The 17,262-nt window shown below is 70.3% G+C and carries 22 protein-coding genes; 8 read left to right on the top strand and 14 right to left on the bottom strand.

Going from position 1 to position 17,262, the window contains the following annotated elements; all coding sequences use genetic code 11:
• Positions 1-55 precede the first annotated feature (55 nt).
• Genes BW733_RS05380 through BW733_RS05365 form a run of 4 tightly spaced genes read right to left on the bottom strand, consistent with a single transcriptional unit; the run spans position 56 to position 3,307 of the window.
• Positions 56-1,444, bottom strand: a complete 1,389-nt coding sequence (locus BW733_RS05380) for a S1C family serine protease (protein ID WP_152024579.1) — start codon at positions 1,442-1,444, stop codon at positions 56-58.
• Between the two features lie 26 nt (positions 1,445-1,470).
• Complete coding sequence (locus BW733_RS05375; protein ID WP_202970292.1) at positions 1,471-1,758, bottom strand: dihydrofolate reductase family protein; 288 nt, start codon at positions 1,756-1,758, stop codon at positions 1,471-1,473.
• Positions 1,755-2,429, bottom strand: a complete 675-nt coding sequence (locus tag BW733_RS05370) for a winged helix-turn-helix transcriptional regulator (protein WP_202970291.1) — start codon at positions 2,427-2,429, stop codon at positions 1,755-1,757. Before BW733_RS05370 ends, BW733_RS05375 begins: the two co-directional genes overlap by 4 nt.
• Complete coding sequence (locus BW733_RS05365) at positions 2,315-3,307, bottom strand: class I SAM-dependent methyltransferase (RefSeq protein WP_077348600.1); 993 nt, start codon at positions 3,305-3,307, stop codon at positions 2,315-2,317. Before BW733_RS05365 ends, BW733_RS05370 begins: the two co-directional genes overlap by 115 nt.
• Before the next feature lie 56 nt (positions 3,308-3,363).
• Between BW733_RS05365 and cobU the strand changes: the two genes are divergently transcribed.
• Together cobU and cobS are read left to right on the top strand one after the other, a co-directional pair.
• Positions 3,364-3,993, top strand: a complete 630-nt coding sequence (cobU, locus tag BW733_RS05360; RefSeq protein ID WP_077348598.1) for a bifunctional adenosylcobinamide kinase/adenosylcobinamide-phosphate guanylyltransferase — start codon at positions 3,364-3,366, stop codon at positions 3,991-3,993.
• Entirely contained in the window at positions 3,990-4,760 is a 771-nt protein-coding gene (cobS, locus tag BW733_RS05355) for an adenosylcobinamide-GDP ribazoletransferase (protein ID WP_077348596.1), read from the top strand. Before cobU ends, cobS begins: the two co-directional genes overlap by 4 nt.
• A gap of 9 nt (positions 4,761-4,769) precedes the next feature.
• Here the strand turns inward: cobS and BW733_RS05350 are convergent, their stop codons facing one another.
• The 9 genes from BW733_RS05350 to BW733_RS05315 form a co-directional block, all read right to left on the bottom strand.
• Entirely contained in the window at positions 4,770-5,219 is a 450-nt protein-coding gene (locus BW733_RS05350; RefSeq protein WP_077348594.1) for a DeoR/GlpR family DNA-binding transcription regulator, read from the bottom strand.
• A gap of 103 nt (positions 5,220-5,322) precedes the next feature.
• Positions 5,323-5,490: a hypothetical protein gene (locus tag BW733_RS19255; protein WP_237268309.1), complete on the bottom strand. Its 168-nt coding sequence runs from the start codon at positions 5,488-5,490 to the stop codon at positions 5,323-5,325.
• Positions 5,491-5,529: 39 nt separating this feature from the next.
• Entirely contained in the window at positions 5,530-6,123 is a 594-nt protein-coding gene (locus tag BW733_RS05345; RefSeq protein ID WP_237268308.1) for a class I SAM-dependent methyltransferase, read from the bottom strand.
• 59 nt (positions 6,124-6,182) lie between these two features.
• Positions 6,183-6,788, bottom strand: a complete 606-nt coding sequence (locus BW733_RS05340; protein WP_077348592.1) for a 2'-5' RNA ligase family protein — start codon at positions 6,786-6,788, stop codon at positions 6,183-6,185.
• Positions 6,785-7,645, bottom strand: a complete 861-nt coding sequence (locus tag BW733_RS05335) for a siderophore-interacting protein (RefSeq protein WP_077348590.1) — start codon at positions 7,643-7,645, stop codon at positions 6,785-6,787. Before BW733_RS05335 ends, BW733_RS05340 begins: the two co-directional genes overlap by 4 nt.
• A gap of 50 nt (positions 7,646-7,695) precedes the next feature.
• A complete protein-coding gene (locus BW733_RS05330) occupies positions 7,696-8,895 on the bottom strand; it encodes a hypothetical protein (protein WP_077348588.1) in 1,200 nt (399 codons plus the stop codon).
• Between the two features lie 91 nt (positions 8,896-8,986).
• Positions 8,987-9,976 carry a DUF4432 family protein gene (locus BW733_RS18200; RefSeq protein ID WP_161490139.1) on the bottom strand — a complete coding sequence of 330 codons (990 nt, stop codon included), beginning with the start codon at positions 9,974-9,976 and terminating at the stop codon, positions 8,987-8,989.
• A 134-nt stretch (positions 9,977-10,110) separates the two neighbouring features.
• Complete coding sequence (locus BW733_RS05320) at positions 10,111-11,526, bottom strand: FtsX-like permease family protein (protein WP_077348586.1); 1,416 nt, start codon at positions 11,524-11,526, stop codon at positions 10,111-10,113.
• Positions 11,526-12,257, bottom strand: a complete 732-nt coding sequence (locus tag BW733_RS05315) for an ABC transporter ATP-binding protein (protein WP_202970290.1) — start codon at positions 12,255-12,257, stop codon at positions 11,526-11,528. Before BW733_RS05315 ends, BW733_RS05320 begins: the two co-directional genes overlap by 1 nt.
• A gap of 114 nt (positions 12,258-12,371) precedes the next feature.
• Here BW733_RS05315 and BW733_RS05310 point away from each other — a divergent pair, with 114 nt between their 5' ends.
• Positions 12,372-13,085: a sensor histidine kinase gene (locus tag BW733_RS05310; RefSeq protein WP_077348582.1), complete on the top strand. Its 714-nt coding sequence runs from the start codon at positions 12,372-12,374 to the stop codon at positions 13,083-13,085.
• Entirely contained in the window at positions 13,082-13,759 is a 678-nt protein-coding gene (locus BW733_RS05305) for a response regulator transcription factor (RefSeq protein WP_077348580.1), read from the top strand. Before BW733_RS05310 ends, BW733_RS05305 begins: the two co-directional genes overlap by 4 nt.
• Here BW733_RS05305 and BW733_RS05300 read toward each other — a convergent pair.
• Positions 13,753-14,121 carry a hypothetical protein gene (locus BW733_RS05300; RefSeq protein ID WP_077348578.1) on the bottom strand — a complete coding sequence of 123 codons (369 nt, stop codon included), beginning with the start codon at positions 14,119-14,121 and terminating at the stop codon, positions 13,753-13,755. The two genes, BW733_RS05305 and BW733_RS05300, sit on opposite strands and share 7 nt — an antisense overlap.
• 87 nt (positions 14,122-14,208) lie before the next feature.
• Here BW733_RS05300 and BW733_RS05295 point away from each other — a divergent pair, with 87 nt between their 5' ends.
• The 4 genes from BW733_RS05295 (at position 14,209) to BW733_RS05280 (ending at position 17,108) form a co-directional block, all read left to right on the top strand.
• Positions 14,209-14,889 carry a TetR/AcrR family transcriptional regulator gene (locus BW733_RS05295; RefSeq protein ID WP_077352743.1) on the top strand — a complete coding sequence of 227 codons (681 nt, stop codon included), beginning with the start codon at positions 14,209-14,211 and terminating at the stop codon, positions 14,887-14,889.
• A complete protein-coding gene (locus tag BW733_RS05290; RefSeq protein ID WP_077348576.1) occupies positions 14,886-15,329 on the top strand; it encodes a GNAT family N-acetyltransferase in 444 nt (147 codons plus the stop codon). The genes BW733_RS05295 and BW733_RS05290 overlap by 4 nt, the downstream gene beginning before the upstream one ends.
• A gap of 110 nt (positions 15,330-15,439) precedes the next feature.
• The gene (locus BW733_RS05285; RefSeq protein WP_077348574.1) at positions 15,440-16,081 is read left to right on the top strand and encodes a hypothetical protein; all 642 of its coding nucleotides are present in this window, start codon (positions 15,440-15,442) and stop codon (positions 16,079-16,081) included.
• The gene (locus BW733_RS05280) at positions 16,050-17,108 is read left to right on the top strand and encodes an AfsR/SARP family transcriptional regulator (RefSeq protein WP_077348572.1); all 1,059 of its coding nucleotides are present in this window, start codon (positions 16,050-16,052) and stop codon (positions 17,106-17,108) included. The genes BW733_RS05285 and BW733_RS05280 overlap by 32 nt, the downstream gene beginning before the upstream one ends.
• Positions 17,109-17,262: the final 154 nt, after the last annotated feature.

Raw genomic sequence — 17,262 nt, 5'->3', positions numbered from 1 at the left:
GCCGCCGTCCGTTCCAGGGAGGTCACGGACGGCGGCGGAGTCATCGGGCGCTGGATCAGGCGCCGGCAGCGACCGGGGTCACGCTCACCTGCTCCTCGGAGCCGTTGCGCACGACCGTCAGGTCCATGGGCTGGCCGACCCGTCCGGAGCGGACGAGCGCGACGAGCGACTCGCTGGAGGTGACCGGCTCGCCGTTGACCGCGGTGACCAGGTCATCGGCTCGCAGGCCCGCCTCGGCGGCGGGGGAGCCCTGGTTGACCTGCGCGACGACCGCGCCCAGCTGGCCGGTGCCCTCGACGTCGCGAGCGGAGATCCCGAGCTGCGGGTGCTGCGCGGTGCCGTTGGCGATCAGCTGGTCGGCCACGTACTGGACCTGGTCCGAGCCGATGGCGAATCCGATGCCGATGTTGCCGGACTGGCCCTGCCCGCTGGAGAGCGAGGCGATCGACGAGGTGATGCCGACCAGTTCGCCCTTGGTGTTGACCAGTGCGCCGCCGGAGTTGCCGGGGTTGATCGCGGCGTTGGTCTGGATGGCGGCGGTGACGACGGTGTCGGCGGACGTCTGGCGGGTCATCTGACCGAAGCCGGGGTCCTGCTGCTGTTCGGTCACCGCGCTGGTCGTGACGGGGCGGTTCAGGGCCGAGACGATGCCCGTGGTGACGGTGTCGGCCAGCCCGAGCGGGTTGCCGATCGCCATGACCGGCTCGCCCACGACGAGCGACTTGTTGTCGCCGTACGCCATCACGTTGAGGTCGGACGGCGGGTCGACCAGCTTGATCACGGCCAGGTCGGTCGACGGATCGGTTCCGATCAGCTTCGCCTCGTAGGAGCTGTTGCCGAGCAGGACGGTGACCGTCCCTCCCTGGGCCCCGGAGACGACGTGGTTGTTGGTCACGATGTGGCCCTCGCCGTCGATGACGACGCCGGAGCCCTGCCCTTCACCGCTCGAGGTGACGACGTCGATCGCCACCACGGACTTGGAGGCGGCGGCCGCGACTGCCGCCCAGTCGGGGTTGGACGGGTCGCCCTGCACCACGGTGGTGCTCGTCCCGCCGGAGGTCTCGCCGGTGGTGGTGGTGGCAGCGCTGCTTGCGCCCTGGTCGGTCAGCTGCGAGGCGGCGAAGCCTGCCCCGCCGCCGACGCCTGCCGCGAGCAGGGCAACGGCCAGCACTCCGGCGAGGCGGGTGCGGCCCTTCCCGGTCTTCTTCTGGGTGGCGGTGGCCGTCTGTGCCGACTGCGGGGTGCCGAAGGCGGAGGTGGGGGAGGCCCACTGCTGGCTCTGGGTCGGTGCCGTGCGCGGCTGCGGGTAGCTGGCCGAGGGCTGCGCCGGGGTCGAGGGATGGCTGCTGGCCTGGCCGGTGTGTGGCCAGGTGGGCTGCTGCTCAGGGGAGGTGCCGCTCCATGCTTCGCGGCTCCAGGGGTTCGGGTTCTGCTCGTTGCTCATGTCTTCTTGTCTCCTCGTGTGTTGAGTCAAGAGAACCGAACGAAGCTATGAGGTTCCTGTGAGCGCCCTGATGCTTTGCTTAGACCTTTCAGCTCCCCCGCGAAGGGGCTGGTCGGGCAGGTGCGACGGCCGAGCAGCAGCGCGTCAAGGGTCTTCATGCCCTCCCCGACGCGTCGTCCGACGGCCTCACTCGGCAGCGGCGCCTGCCAGCCCCCGAACGGGAAGCCGCCGCTGGTGTCCTCGTCCGGCGCGCCGGGCGCCTGGGCGACCCAGTCGAGGGTGGTGAACAGGTCGATGATGATGCGGCCGGTCATGTCCGGCTCCCTTCGGACGGCACCGGTGCGATGTGGCAGGTTGAGGCAAAGGTGTCGAGCACCCGCATGTCGCCGCGCACGACGGTCGCGATGTCCTGGTCGAGCGCCTCGGCTGCGCTCACCTGGCCGCCGATCAGGAGCCTGATTCCGGGGCCGGCCGCGATGACCGCCTCCGGGTCGCCGTCGGGAGGCGGCGCGACGGTGATGGTCGGGGGAGGCGAGACCTGCGCCACGCGGAGCTTGCCGGTCTCGGTCACGATCCGCAGGGCGATGTCGCCGACGTGCAGTTCGACGTCGAGGTCGTCGCCTCCGGGCTGGAATGAGGTGCGAAGGGCCATCGTCAGCGAGTCGGGGGTGACCACGTCGTCGGGCATCGGTTCTCCCATGGCCTGGAACCCCCAACGGCCGATCGCGAGCACGATCGGTTCGAGCGCCCGGCCGTACTCCGTCAGCTCATAGACGAGCCCGCATCGGCGCAGGGGGACGCGGCGCACCGCCCCGCCCTCCTGGAGTTCCTTGAGGCGGGTGGAGAGAATGTTGGTCGGGATGCGGGGAGTCAGCGGAGGGTGGTGACCGTGACGGTGAAGTTGGGGTCCTGGGCGGCGACCTGGGTGCGGCCGAGCCGGACGTTGAGCTCCTTGCGGTAAGGCAGGTGCGAGTTGAACACGCACCAGAGCTGGCCGCCGGGCCGGATCACTCGGGCCGCCTCGTCGAACATGGCGATCGTGTCGGAGGAGTCCTTCGCCACGCCCTGGTGGAATGGGGGGTTGGTGACGATCGCGTCGAGGCTCGCATCGGCGTAGCCGTCGAGGCCTGTGCCCCAGGTCGCCTCCACGTCGACGCCGTTGACCTCGGCGGCGATCGTGGTCGCGGCAACCGCCGACCAGCTGACGTCGCGGGCGAGGACGTCCATCCCCTCGCGGGCCAGCCATATCGACAGCGTGCCGTTGCCCGATCCCCAGTCGAGCACCGTCTCGGCCTCGATGCCCGGCAGCTTCCCCTTGCCAGCAAGAGCCGTCAGCAGGAGGCGGGTGCCCTGGTCGATCTTCGTGCCGCCGAAGGTCGCGCCGTGGGCCGCAACGCAGAAGCCGAGGTCCTCGTGCAGCCTGACCTTCGGCCAGTCCGACTCCAGGTTCTCCGGCCCCCACGCCCGCAGGACGCGGGACTTCGACCTGCCGAGCGAGGCCGAGACGGCCGCGAAGTGCTTGCCGAGCACCTCGTTCATGGTCAGGTTCATGTGCTTGACCCGTGCGCCACCGATGAAGGTCACCTCCGGCGCGCCCTGCACCGACGCCGCCTGCTCGTCCAGCGCGGCGAGTGACTTCGGCAGCCGCGCGAGCGCCAGGTCGACCCCGGCGAGATCCGACGGGTGCTCGACAAGCAGGTCCTGGTCGACCTGAGCGGCGTCGCGCCAGTCGTCGCAGAAGACGCGGACGTCGTCGGTCAGGCCGAGCGCGTCCTCGACGAGCGCCGGGGCGTCGAGGATCGCCACCGCCTCGGCGTGGTCGGGGGCCTCGTCCCAGATCAGATCGTCAACAACATCGCGCATGCCCCCGATCCTATGGGACAGCGCCCATGACTTAAGTTTGGCCACAGGAGGCTTCGATGGAGTTCATGGTGCGGATCGATCCGGCGGACGACGCGGCGCGCGCGCTGCTGCTGCAGTTGGCCGAGCTCGGCGAGGTCGCGCCCATGACGCGCGGCCACGGAGCGGCGCTTGTGCTCGGAGGTGCCCGCTCGGGGAAGTCGTCCTGGGCCGAGTCCCAGTTCGACGGTGTGGCCGACGTCGAGTACGTCGCCACGAGCCAGTCCCGCGCCGACGATCCGGAGTGGGTCGAGCGCGTCGCCCTGCATCGCGCCCGCCGACCTGACGCCTGGCGCACCACCGAGACGACCGACCTCGCGTCCGTCCTGCGGGCAGACGACGCGACTCCGGTGCTGATCGACTGCCTCGCCGTCTGGCTCGACCGCGTCCTGATGACGGCAGGCGCCTGGGGCGACGCGCCCGGCTGGCGTGACGCGGTCGAGACGCAGGTCACCGACCTGGTCGCGGCGCTCGAGGACACGGACCGCGAGGTGGTACTGGTCAGCAACGAGGTCGGCTCGGGCATCGTGCCCGCCACCGCCTCCGGTCGGCTCTACCGCGACGAACTCGGGCGGCTCAACGCGCGGGTCGCCGCCGCCGTCGATGAGGTCTGGTTCTGCATCGCGGGCGTGGCGAGGAGGCTCGCGTGAGGGCACTGCTCGCCGCCGTCGGGCTGTTCACCGTCATCCCGGTGCGTCCGTTCGACGTCGACCGGCGCGCCGCTTCGCGCGCCATGGCCGCCCTTCCGGTGCTCGGCCTGCTGCTCGGCCTCGCCGCTGGCGCCGTTGCGGGGCTCCTCGGCTGGCTGACCTCGCCCCTGCTCGGCGCCGTGGTCGGGCTCGCGCTGCTCGCGTGGCTGACCGGAGCGCTCCATCTCGACGGTGTGGCCGACACCGCCGACGGCCTCGGCTCGCGCAAACCGGCAGACGAGGCGTTGGCCATCATGCGTCGCTCCGATATCGGCCCTATGGGCGTCGTCGTCCTGGTCTTCGTGCTCGGCCTGGACGTCGCGTCGCTCGCCTCGCTGCCGACCCCGGCCCTTGTGGTTGCTGCCCTGGCGGGCGCCGTCATGGTGTCGCGGCTGGCGGTGACGGTGGCGACGGTGTCGCGCTCGTCCGCGCGGGTCTCCGGCTTCGGGGCCCTGTTCGTCGGCGTCACCTCGACGGCGACCGCCGTCGTCAACGCGCTCGTGGCCGCGCTCGTGGTTGTCGCGCTCGGCTGGCTCGGCGCGGGCTGGCGAGGGGCGGTCGCGCTGTCCGCGGCCTCGCTCGTCGCAGGCATCGTCGCGCGCCTGTGGGGCGGCCGGCTGGTGCGCAGGCTCGGCGGATGGACAGGCGACACCTTCGGTTCGCTGATCGAGGTGACCCAGGCGGCATTCCTGCTCAGCGCGGCCGTCGCCACGGGCGCCCTGTTCTGACCGCCTCGGTCAGCGCTTTCCGCTGCCCGCGTGGACGACCCGCACGCCAGCCTCGGCGATCGGGTTCGTGATCTCGGAAGAGGTCTCGGCGTCGACGATCACGACGTCGAAGTCCGTGACGTCGCAGACCTTGTGCAGTGCTGTCCGAGTGAACTTGGTGTGGTCGGCGTAGAGCACCTTGAGCGACGACGCGGCCGGCATCTCCCGCTTGAGCTCCGCGGCCTCGGCCGCGGGGTGGTAGATGACGCCACCCGCCACGGTGGAGGCCGACATGAACACGGCGTCGGCGTGGAGATTGCGCACGGTCGCGACCGAGATCGGACCGAAGAGTGCTTCGGGCCCACACGACGAACTCCCGCCCGTCATCAGGAGCCGCACGTCGCCCAGCCGGTTGGCCGCCATCACTCCCGCATACCCTGCGCCCACCACCACAACCGGGTCAGTCGTCGCGTCGTCCATGTGCTGCCTCCGTCTCGTGAAGATTCTGTGCCTTCACCAGATAGACACCGCAGACCCACGATCTCTGGCAGAGGACCCCCGACACGTCTGTCGGGGGCGAGGCTCAGACCCGGGCCAGGATCTCCCCGTGCAGGATCGACAACCAGCCGTCCTCGGCCTCGGCCCAGCGGCGCCACGCCGCGCTCATCCGGGAGAGGTCCTCGCGGGTAGCGAGGCCGGAGTCGACGGCCTGTCGCGCCATCGCCGAGTCGAGGACCCGGTCGGCCAACATGCCTCCCCACCAGGCGCGGTTCTCGTCCGAGGCGTAGCATCAGGTGCTCGATGTGGCGACGACGTCGGTGAGTCCCGCGGCCCTCGCCCAGCCGAGCAGGCGCCGTCCCGCGTCCGGCTCGCCTCCGTTGGCCCGCGCGCAGCTCTGGTAGAGGTCCATCCACTCATCGAGCTCCAGGAGCCGGGGCCACCAGACGAACCCGTGATAGTCGCTGTCGCGGACGGCGACCAGGCCCCCGGGTCTCGTCACCCGTGCCAGCTCGCGCAGAGCCTGGACCGGATCCGAGACGTGCTGCAGCACCTGGTGCGCGTGGGCGATGTCGAAGCTGTCGTCGGGAAACGACAGGGCGAGCACGTCCTCGACCGCGAACTCGACGTTTCCGACCCAGCACTCGGCGATGGTGGCGCGGGTCAGTTCGAGCGCCGACTCGTCGATCTCGGTCGCGGTGACCTCTGCGACAATGCCCGCGAAGTCTGCGGTGATCGTGCCGGGTCCTGACCCGACGTCGAGCAGGACGGTGTCGCTGTCGAGGTGGGGCAGCAGGTAGGCGGCGGAGTTCTCCGCGGTCCGCCACCGGTGGGAGCGCAGTACCGACTCGTGGTGGCCGTGGGTGTAGCGGGGCTGCGTCGTCATGGGGGACAGCGTTGGCCGTGCTCAGCACCCGCCGGGCCGCTGCCCGGTGGGCGAGGCGGTCAGACCGACCAGGTGCCGTCGGTCAGATCGAGCCTGCCGACGGTGCTCAACGGCCCGGCGATGTCCGCGGTCTCGTACCGCAGCAGCGACGCTGCGCCGACCTCCACCTGCACCGCCGCGGCGGGCCAGCCGGCCATGCGCTCCGCGACCAGGTCGATGCGCTCCGCGACACCGTAGAGACCGATCGTCACGTGCGGGACGTACCGCTCACCGGGGGCGGAAAGCGCCTCGTGCAGCTCGGTCACCCCGGTGCCTTCGACGCCGAGGTAGGGGGCCATGGAGAACGATCCCCATCCGGTGACGCTCAGCTCGACCCGGTGGGGGATGAGGCGGCGCAGTGCCGTGAGGTCACGCTCGAGCCGCTCCGGTGGGTACAGGTGTCCCGAGGGCGTGGCCCCCTGCCGCGGTTCGAGGCCCGCATAGGTGAGGGTGACGTGGGGCTGGCGCTCGTAGCGGGGAAGCAGCATGCCGTCGAGCCGACGGCGCGCTGCGCTCAGCAGCTCGTCGACCTCGGAGGGGGAGATCTCCAGCGCCCAGACCAGAGCGTGGCGGCAGCCGCCGTGCCATTCGGCGAAGTCTCGGATCTGGCTGGGAACGGTGATCACGCCCGCTTCGGCCTCTTCTCCGGTGATGGCTCCGCTCCGGCGGCGACCTCGGAGGAGTCCATCTCGGCGACGAAGTCGTGCTTGGAGCTCTGCCAGCCGTCCTCGTTCATGCCTGCCCTCCAGTAGCCGGAGATGGAGGCGTCGGCACGGGGCACCCCGAGTTCGACGAAGAGGTGGCGGCGGAGCTCCTTGATCATGCCCGCCACGCCGTGCACGAACCAGCCGACCCGGCCCTCGGGCACGTCGAGGTCACGCACCGCCCGTGCGAGCTCGACCCCGTAGGCGGCGCCGGAGCGTGGAACCCAGAACACCTCCACATTCTCGCGCGCGGGAACGGGGAACGTGGCGCTGGGGTCGGCGATCTCCAGGTAGGCGCTGGCGCGTGTCCCGTCCGGGATGTGCTCGAGGGCGGCGCAGATCGCGGGGGCGGCGGCCTCGTCCCCGGCGAGGATGAAGTGGTCGTAGCCGGGCTGTGGTGCCCAGGCACCGCCCGGGCCGAAGAAGCCGATCTCGTCTCCTGCCGCGGCATTGGCGGCCCACGGCCCGGCGAGCCCCTCGTCGCCGTGGACCACGAAGTCGATGACGAGTTCTCCCGTCGTCGCGTCGAGCGAGCGGACCGAGTACGTCCGTGTGACGGGCGGGTGCTCCGGATGCGCGGCCTTCTCCTGCTCAGGGTCGAAGGGCCAGCTGTAGGGCGCCCCCTCGGGTGCGAAGACCAACTTGACGTAGTGGTCGGTGAAGGGGAGCTCAGCCCCGATGAGATCGGGGCTGTCGAGCGTGAGCCGGATCAGCTGGGGGGACAGGCGCTCGGTCGAGGTGACCGTTGCGCGGCGCAGCGTTCGCTGGCGAGGAGGCATCTTCTCTCTTCCCGATGGGGTTCAGGTTAGGCAAGCCTAACCGACCTGGTTCAGGAGGCCGTCTCGTCCCACAGCCGCACGAGCGCGTCCTTTGCCTCGCGGCCCTTCCCGTCGCCGTGATCGACGTCGGTGGCCGGCCCGTGCTGGGAGGAGGTGAAGGTGACCAGCTGGTCGTCTCGGGCGAGGGTGACCTTCCGGTCGGTCGGCCAGCTGAGCTCCCGGGCCGTGCGGAGGATCTCCAGCCTGGTGTCCTCGGGCAGGTCGTTCAGCCAGAGGCGCAGCTCATCGGCAGTGACGAGCGGCTGGCTCGTCCCGTCCACGGCCAGCTGCCAGGCGATGTCGAGATCGCAGGCGACGCCGTCGAAGTCACCCGTGATGCTGACCTCACTGTTCAGGTCGAGGTCGGTCCCGTCGCCGCGGCAGACGAGGGGGAAGGTGCCGCTGATGCCGGGGACACTCTCCAGCAGGTCGTGGCACTCGCGGAGGCCGACCACCGTCACCGAGGTGACGGTGCCGCCCATCTGGACGCTGTCGGCCCGGTCGAGCAGGTCGGCGAGCAATCCGTAGTCGAGGTCTTCCCGGCCGGTCGTGATCTGGGTGCGTGAACCGTCGGAGACGGTCCACTCCGAGGTGAGCAAGCGGGCGATCCCGGGGATGTCGGTGGGGTTGTCCACCTCGATGCGGGTGCGCCTGACCCCGACGCCGTCGAGGGTGCCGAGGTCGGCGGCGCTCGGCGAACTGGTCCTCGCTGAACTCGCCTGGCGTTCGGACTCCCACACCGTCGTCACGGACCCGGGAGGGGCATCGACGGCCGCAAGGGTGGTGGAGAGGTCGTCGGTGACGTACTCGACGACCGGCCGGTAGTCGGTGAACTTCTGATCGGTCACCGACCAGCCGACGTGACGCTCGGTCGCGTTGGTCGGCAGCGGCGCCTCGGCCCAGTCCCAGACCTCCGTCGGCTCATCGTGGTAGCTGTAGTCGGCGAGCACTGCGGTGCCCCCGTCAATGGACCAGGCGAGCTTGACCATGAAGCGGCCCTTGTCGCGGCCGATCCGGTCGAACTCCTGCCCGATCTCGTCGTGGAAGCGCTCGGCCGCGGCGCGGTCGTCGACCTCGACGCTGACCACGCCCCCGTCGGGCCCGAACAGTCCCGCCTTCGACGAGAAGGTGACACCCGGCCAGTCCCCGGAATGCTCGCTGACCCAGGCCTGGATGTCGCGGGTCGCCCGCGAGTCCCCACAATGCTGCAACCGCCGAGGACGAGGGCCATCACGGCGGCGAGCAGGCCTGTCTTCTTCCTAGGCATGGGACCTCCCACTGCCACCGTAACCAAGAGGGGGTTCAGAGCCGTTCGACGGTGATCTCGGTGACGTAGGTGCGGGCCTCTCCCGGCTGCAGCATGATCAGCTCCCCGGACTCGGCGGTCTCGTCGCGTCCGCCGTCGCGCGACGTCGACGGCTCGAGGCCGAGGACGTTGACTCCGGGGGAGGCGTTGCGCCACACGATGAACCTGGGGAAGGTGTCGATCGACCAGTCGAGCTTGAGCCTCACCCCGGCGTCGGGGGAGACGAGCTCGGCGCGCCCATCGCCGCTGTCTGCGTACCAGACCATCTCGTCGACAGGGCGGTCCGCGACTCGAAACAGGAACTGGTCGGCAGAAAGCGGGCCGGGGCGTGCCCCGTCGCGGGTTCCGATCGGGATCACCTCGGTGGTGAGCCTGCTGTTCTCGGAGACGAGCGGGTAGCCGAAGTTGAGATGGTGGCGGAACATGTGGCCTGCGGGGGCGAAGCCCTCGTTGGAGACCATGTCGACGATGCTGAGCCGGGCCTCCTTGGTGCTCGCGCTGATGGTGCGGGACAGGCGCAGAGCCGGCTCGCCGGGCGTGCCCTCGACGGCGGTGCCCGTGATCCTCACCTCTCCGGGTTCCACCTGCCACGTGACCTGCTCGGCGGGGGTGTGGCTGATTCTGCCGTGCTGGCCGTAAGCCACGCCGTCCACCTCGGTGGGTGCGCCGGTGCTGGCGAGCCCGCACGTGGCGAGCAGGCCACCGCCGAAGGTCGAGCCCCAGCCGCGCCCGATGGCGTCGTAGCGTCGGGCGTCGACCCGGCCCGACGTCGACGACCAGGCGAGCGGGATGCCCAGTGCATCGGCCCAGTCGATGTCGAGGGCCTTGTCCAGTGCCACGTCGAAGGAGATGCCGCCGGGGTTGTGCACCACCAGGGTCGGCGCGCCGGCCGCTTGCCCCTCGGTCAGCTCGCAGCGCAGCACGCGTGCCAGTTGGCGGGGGCCGCCGACAAGGTGACGGCGGCCGGTCGGGAGGGTGTTGCTCACCCCGCCAAGTATGCGGGCGGTGGCGGGGATTGTGTCGCGGTCGCGGAAACTGCCTTGTGGCGCCCGGCGGTGACGGTGTAGCGACGCGAGCCGGCCGCCGGGATCATCCCGGCGGACGGCTCGCAGAGGTGCGCTCAGTCGTTGCGGCGCCGCTGGACGCCGAGCACCTGGCGCTGCAGCGGTTCTGCGGCGGCGAGGGCGCCGACAGCGAGCACGAAGCCCGCACCGAGCACACCGGCCAGGATCAGCAGACCGGTGCTTGTGTCGGTTCCGCCGATCATCCGCAGCGGGTCGGCCATGGCCGCGCCGAGCGCCGCCGCCATGGCGAGCGCCAGCACCAGTGGGCCGAGGGTCTCCAGCCAGGACACGCGAGACAGGTAGCCGCTCGGGGCGCCCATCTTGGTCAGCGCCCTTGACTGCTCGGCCTGCTCGAAGACGGCAGAGGCCTGCGTGATCAGGATGGACGCGGCGCTGAGCACCATGCCGATGCCGAGCGTGATCATCGCACCCGTGGTGAAGTCCCAGCGCGCAGCCGTGACGAAGTCCGTCACGGCGGAGCCCGCCTTCGAGTCGCGGATCTCCATCGGCAGGAGAGCCACGAAACCGCCGATGAACGCGAGCAGACCCAGGCCAGAGACCCGCTGCCAGGTCGCCTTCGGCTTCGCCTCGATGCGGCGGGCGGCCCACACGATCGACGGCGAGGGCGCCTTCGCGAAGAGGCGCGAGAGGGTCTGCAGGACCCAGGGCCCGAGCAGGTTCAGACCCCAGACAGCCAGGAGGATCACGACGGCCATGATCATCATGGGAAGAGCCGCCTGGGCGGTGGCGAGCATCCGGCCGACCACAGCGGCCGCGGCGATCGCGACGCCGAAGGCGACCAGGCGCCACACCTTCAGGCCGGGGATCGACGAGCGTCGCGCGACCCCGAGCGGGGAGATACGCACCTGGCGCAGCCCCCACCAGCTCGCGAACACGCCGATCAGGATCGTGCCGAGCAGCACCGAGAGGAGCAGCCACCACGGCAGCCACATCTCGTGCGCGCCGAGGGGCTCGCCCTGCATGGAGATGTTCGACCACAGGGGGAGCGTCGCGTAGTAGAGGCCCGTGCCGATCACGGCACCGATGCCCGCCTGGATCAGGGTGTCGACCAGAGACATGCGGGTCACGTCTCCCGAGGAGACCCCGAGCAGCCTCAGCGCCGCGAGGCGGCGCTCACGGCCACGCGCTCCGAGCACCGCCGCGGACGAAGCCAGCCCGATCACGGACGGGACGAGCAGGCCGCAGGCGATGACCGCGAGCACGAAGTAGAACGTCATGAAGTTCTCGTAGCTCGGGTCGACCGCGAGCACCTCGGCGATCAGGCCGAACGGGTGCTGCCAGCGGTTGTAGAACATCCAGGTGCCTCCCGCGACGGTCAGCGCGAGCGCCGAGCAGATGGCGTAGGCGAGGATGGAGGCGAGATAGAGCAGGGACTCGCCCTGCCTGCTGACGAAACGCGCCTTCGTCAGCTGGAGGCTGAGCGTGCCCAGCCCGGTGGCCGAGGTGCTCATCAGAGGGCACCCCCGCGGGCGGCGAGGACCCCGTCGGAGTGGACGAGCCCGTCGCGGATCTCGACGAGGCGGCTGCACCAGTTCGCGACGTTCGGGTCGTGCGTGACGAGCACGAGGCTCGCGCCGATCAGGGAGACGGTCGTGGTCAGCAGCTGCATCACCTCGTGCCCCGTCGCCTGATCAAGGGCGCCGCTCGGCTCGTCCGCGAAGACGACGCTTGGCCTGCCGACCAGGGCGCGGGCGATCGCGACGCGCTGGGCCTGGCCTCCCGACATGTCACCTGGTCGACGCGTGCCGAGGTCGGCGATGCCGATCCTGCGCAGCATCTCGTCGGCCTCCTTCAGTGCCTTCCCGCGCGAGGTGCCTGTGAGCATGAGGGGCAGCGCGACATTCTCGCGGGCGGGCAGCTCCGGGATCAGCTGGTTGTCCTGGAAGACGAAGCCGAACCTGCGCAGCCGGGTGTGCGACCGGTCGCGGTCGGACAGCCCGGAGAGGGTGGATCCGTCGAAGCGGACCTCGCCGTCGTCGGGAACGATCACGCCTGAGAGGCAGTGCAGGAGCGTCGACTTGCCGGAGCCGGACGGGCCCATGATGGCGACCGTCTCACCCTTGGCGATCTCGAGGCTCACTCCGGCCAACGCGCGAACCTGGCCGAAGAGCTTGGTGATGTCGAGCGTGGAGAGCACAGGTTGGGCCGGGGCGGAGGGGCTGTTCGGGGAATGCGGTGTCATGTCCATGCCTCCATTTCACGCTCAGGCCGCGCTCGGCACCATGGTGCCGACGATGCTTCCCGGGTAGTGCTGGCACTACCTTCCCACGCCCATGCAATCCAGTAGGGTCGAGCCGTGGCGTTTCGACGGCGGAGGGAGACCGACTCCCACGAGGCACAGCGCGCCTGGGAGATCGAGGAGCTTGCCCGGTCCCGGCGGATCATCGTCGACGCCTACGAGGTGGAACGACGCCGCATCGAGCGCGACCTGCACGACGGCACCCAGCAGTACCTCGTCGCCGCCGCGATGAAGCTGGGCGAGGCAATGCTCTCACCCTCCGTCGACGGGGACCCGGCGCTCAAGGAACTCCTGACCCAGGCCCGCAGCTCGCTCTCCGCCGGCCTCGAGGCCCTGCGCACCGCCGTCCGAGGGATCCACCCGACCATCCTCACCGAGCGGGGGCTCGCCGCGGCGCTGACCGATGTGGCCGCCAGCTCCGCCGCCGACGTGAGGATCGTGTGCCCGAACCCGCTGCCCGAGCTGCCCGAGGGGGTGCTCGCGGCGAGCTACTTCTTCGCGACGGAGGCCATCGCCAACGCGGCCAAGCAAGCACCGGGGGCGAGCGTGACCGTTCTCCTCGTCGCCGATGAGAGGCTCAAGGTCTCGGTCGTGGACACGGGCCCGGGTGGGGCGCGGATCAAACCGGGTCACGGGCTGTCAGGTCTGCGCGAACGGCTCGCGGCCTTCGGCGGCGAGATGACGATCTCGAGCCCAGAGGGTGGGCCGACCCAGGTGGCGGCGTCGGTGCCGCTGCTGCTGTTCAGAGGGGAACCGGGGGTGGCGTTATGACTGCGCGACTCGTCGTCGCGGACGACTCGACCCTGCTCAGGGAGGGGCTGGTCGGACTGCTCGAGCGACAGGGCTTCACGGTGGTGGCGCAGGAGACCCACGCCGACGGACTCCTGGATCGGATCCGGGTGCTGAAGGAGGCCGGAGATCTGCCCGATGCGGTGATCACCGACGTCCGGATGCCGCCCGGGATGAGCAACGACGGCTTGAAGGCCGCGCTGCAGATCAAGGCGGCGCATCCGGAGGTCGCGGTGCTCGTGCTCAGTCAGTACGTGGCGCCGATGTACGCCCAGGAGCTGTTCGGGCTCCAGGCGGCGGGCGGCACCGGCTATCTGTTGAAGGACCGCATCGCCGAGGTCGCCGACTTCATCGCCTCGCTGCGGCTCGTGCTCAGCGGGGGAGTGGTGATCGACCCGGAGGTGGCGCGCTCCATGATGCGCAGCAGCCGTTCCGGCCTGGGGGAGCTCAGCCAGCGCGAACTCGAGGTGCTCGAACTGATGGCTCAGGGCCTCTCGAACGCGCAGATCGCCGAGCAGTTGTTCCTCTCCGGCGCGGCGGTGGCAAAGCACGTCTCGAACATCTTCATGAAGCTCGGCCTGGCGCCGGGCGAGGAGAACCGGAGGGTGCGCGCGATCCTCGCGTTCCTTTCCGACTCCGGGGGCGTGCGTCAGTAGCCGAACTGCGCGGGCGGAAGCCGGTGGAACTCGCCGATGCTCGACAGGCTGCGGTGCCTGAACACGATCTGTTCGTCGTTGCCTGGTTCGAGCAGGAACGAGCCCATGCCCGTGATGGCTTGGCCGCCGAGGATGTAGCCACCGATATGGACGTTCCGGTCGGCGGGGACCTCGAAGGTCACCGGGCCCCAGACGCAGTGGTACTCCCGCCCGTCGACCAACATGACCGGCCTGCTGGTCAAGGTGATCAGGCCGCTGCCTTCCGAGATGACGGTCAGGATGCGTCGCGGGCCGTCGTGAAAGTCGACGTAGGGAAAGTCGACGTAGGGGATGACGCCGGGGGTGGCTGCCAGAACGCTCATGCCGGAAAGGGTAGGCCGCAGCGGGTGCAGGACAGGTCGGCGCCCTCGCCTCTTTGATCTGTACCTACAAGTATGTACAGCGGGGTCATGGAGACCCCGAGGGACCGGCTCGTCACCGCGATGAGCGACCTGATGTGGGAGCGCGGCCACGCGGCGACCAGCCCGCGCGAGGTCCGCGAGCGCTCTACCGTCGGCCAAGGCAGCATGTACCACCACTTCAGCGGCAAGCACCCGCCCGCCCTCGCGGCACTCGAGCGCAACTGCGCCGACCTGCTGCCTGGCTCGCTCGAACTGCTCGAAGGCGAAGGCACCCCCCTTGCGTGGTGGCGTGCCTACCTGTCGCGGGATCGCGACGCGCTGCGCGGCTGCAAGGTCGGAAGACTCACCCAGGACCCAGAAGTGGCCTCCGATCCGGAACTGCTCGCCCCCGTGGCCGACGCCTTCGCCCAGGTTCGCGGCGCGCTCACGAGGGTCCTGTCGCAGGCGTTCGACGCCGGCGAGCTCCCCGCCTCGCTCTGCCCCGAGCGGGTCGCGGCTCTGATGTCGGCGACCATCCAGGGCGGCTACGTCCTGGCGATCGCCGCGCAGGATCCCGCGCTCTTCCACGACGCCTGCCAGGGCGTCCTCGAACTCCTCGACGTGGCCAGTTCCTTTCGACGACGGCTCGCACGACTTCGTCGGCGGAGGCTGCTCAAGGAACGGATGGGACGACGCCTCGCAACGTCGCCCGACCTGCTCAACGCAGGGCCTTTAGTGTTGGGGCCGTGAGCATCGAGATCCGCCGGGCCGGGGAACTGGCCGCCGCTGAACTGTACGACCTGCTGCGGCTGCGCACCGACGTGTTCGTCGTCGAACAGGAGTGCGCCTACCCCGAGCTGGACGGCCGCGACCTCCTGGCCGACACCGTGCACCTCTGGGTGACGGAGGAGGGGGAACTGCTCGGCACGATCCGGATCCTTCACGCCGACGGTGGGCGCCCGATCGTTGGGCGGGTCGCGACGGCGCGGTCTGCGAGGGGGAGGGGAATCGCGGCCCGGCTGATGGAACGTGGCCTCGCACTGTGCGGACCCACCGTCGAGATCGAGCTGCACGCGCAGGACCACCTCGAGGGCTGGTACGGCAGGTTCGGCTTCGTCCGCGACGGCGAGGGATATCTCGAGGACGGCATCGCGCACGTCCCGATGCTGCGGCCCGCTGCCCCGGCCTAACCCGGGAAAGCAAAGAGCCCCTGGCGCTGGACCAGGGGCGGTGGCGGAGGATACGAGATTCGAACTCGCAGACATCGACCGCCCGATCCGCCTACCCGCAGGTGGTCTCCGTGGGACTCGACGACGACGGCGCCACGTGGCTGGTCAACCTCGAAGAGCTCGGCACGATCAGCCTCACCGGGGACCCCACCTACGCCGCCGACTTCGCCCGCTACGTGGCTGCCGAGATCGTCGTCAACCCGTGGGCACGACACGTCCAGCTCGACTGCATCGGGATCGCGCCGGAGGCCGAGCCGCTCGACCCGGCGCGCATCCGCCATCACCGTCTCGAGGACCGCGCCGCACTGGACGCCGCGATCGCAGCGGCCCGCGAGACCGTCGACAAGTGCGCCGACCATGACGTGACCGCAGCCGCCGGCCGCGTCGACGACCTGGGCGGCGACGTGTGGGACAGCTGGGTGGTCCTAGTCAACGGGGCGTTGTCGAGCACCCCGCTCGACCGGCTGCTCACACTCGTCGGAGAGCATCCAGAGAGGACCGGTACGGCCGTCGTCATGGTCGCCGACACCGAGCCCGTCCGTGGCCTCGGAGTCCGACTGACCGGGCAGGGGCGGGTGCTCATCCCGTCCCTCGGCCCCGACCTGATCGCCAACGGACTCACCCCCGCCGAAGCCCAGGGCTGCGTCCTGCTCCTGGCCCACGCGGACCTGCTCGACCCAGATGCCCAGCGACGGCGACGACGGCTGGCGTGAGTACGTGGACGCCGCCGGAGCGATCCGTGACGAACTCGTGCTGCCCCGAGGCAGTGACCCCGAGTCCGAGCCGGGTGCGGCGGTGGTTCCAGCCCCGGACGCCGAGGTCCTCGACGTGGCCGCGACCACCACGGACGACCTGCAGCAACTCGCTCCGCACGTACCCGACAAGGTCCGGGCAGCGGTCGAGGGCGCCGACCCCGATTTGGAAGCCGACCTTGCGGCCTGGGCCGCAGGCACCCGACCGCACCTGCGGCTCCTCGGTCCCATCCAGGCGCGCACCGGTACCACCGGGAAGCCCACGGCCGTCGCGAAGCGCAAGGCCTTCTACACCGAGCTCCTGGCGTTCCTGGTGCTGCACCCCCAGGGCGTCACGATCGATCAGGTCGTCGACGCCTTCGGCTCCGACGCCACTCAGATGAGGGTTCACCTGTCGAAGGTTCGAAGCTGGCTCGGCGTCGACCCCACGACCGGTGGCAACTACCTGCCCGATGCCACGAAATCCCCGGCCGGCATCGCCCGCGGGATGGGCATTTACCAGCTGGTCGGCGTCCTGGCCGACATCGACCTGTTCCGTAGGCTCCGCGCGCGTGGCCAGGCCCGCGGTACCGAGGGCCTCAACGACCTTCTGGTCGCCTTGGGGCTGGTTACGGGAGAGCCATTCACGGGACAACGAGGGCGCGGATGGGCTTGGCTGGCCGACGGTGTCCGCATCGATCAGCACATGGTGTGCGCCGTGGTCGACGTGGCACACACGGTCACCATCGCGGCGCTACACGCCGGCGACCTTGAACTGGCCCGAAGCGCCACCGAGACAGCCCTGCTCACCGCTCCTTACGAGGACACCCCCCGACTGGACCTCGCGGCTGTCGTCGCGGCCGAGGGCGACCGGCAATCCGCCGAACGCATACTTCGAGACGACGTCAGCAACCGCGCCGACGACGGCGATGCCCCAGATGACCTACCAGAGCGAACCGCCGAACTCGTCGCCAGCGCTCCGTGGCTGAAGAAGGGACGCGTCGCCTGAAGGGCGAGCTACGTCCTTTAGTCAGCCAACCCCGGCTGCCTGGTCGGGGACCTTCCGTGGACCTGCCCGTGGGCGGACGCCTACGTCCAGAACAGGTCTTCGCCCACACCTGTTGAGCGGCGTGCTTGACGTGGTCGCGTCCAGGCACCGTGTC

Source organism: Tessaracoccus flavescens (genome assembly GCF_001998865.1).
In the GTDB taxonomy this organism is placed as follows: Bacteria; Actinomycetota; Actinomycetes; order Propionibacteriales; family Propionibacteriaceae; genus Arachnia; species Arachnia flavescens.
The sequence above is the reverse complement of the archived record's forward strand: the minus strand, read 5'-3'. Positions and strand labels throughout refer to the sequence as shown.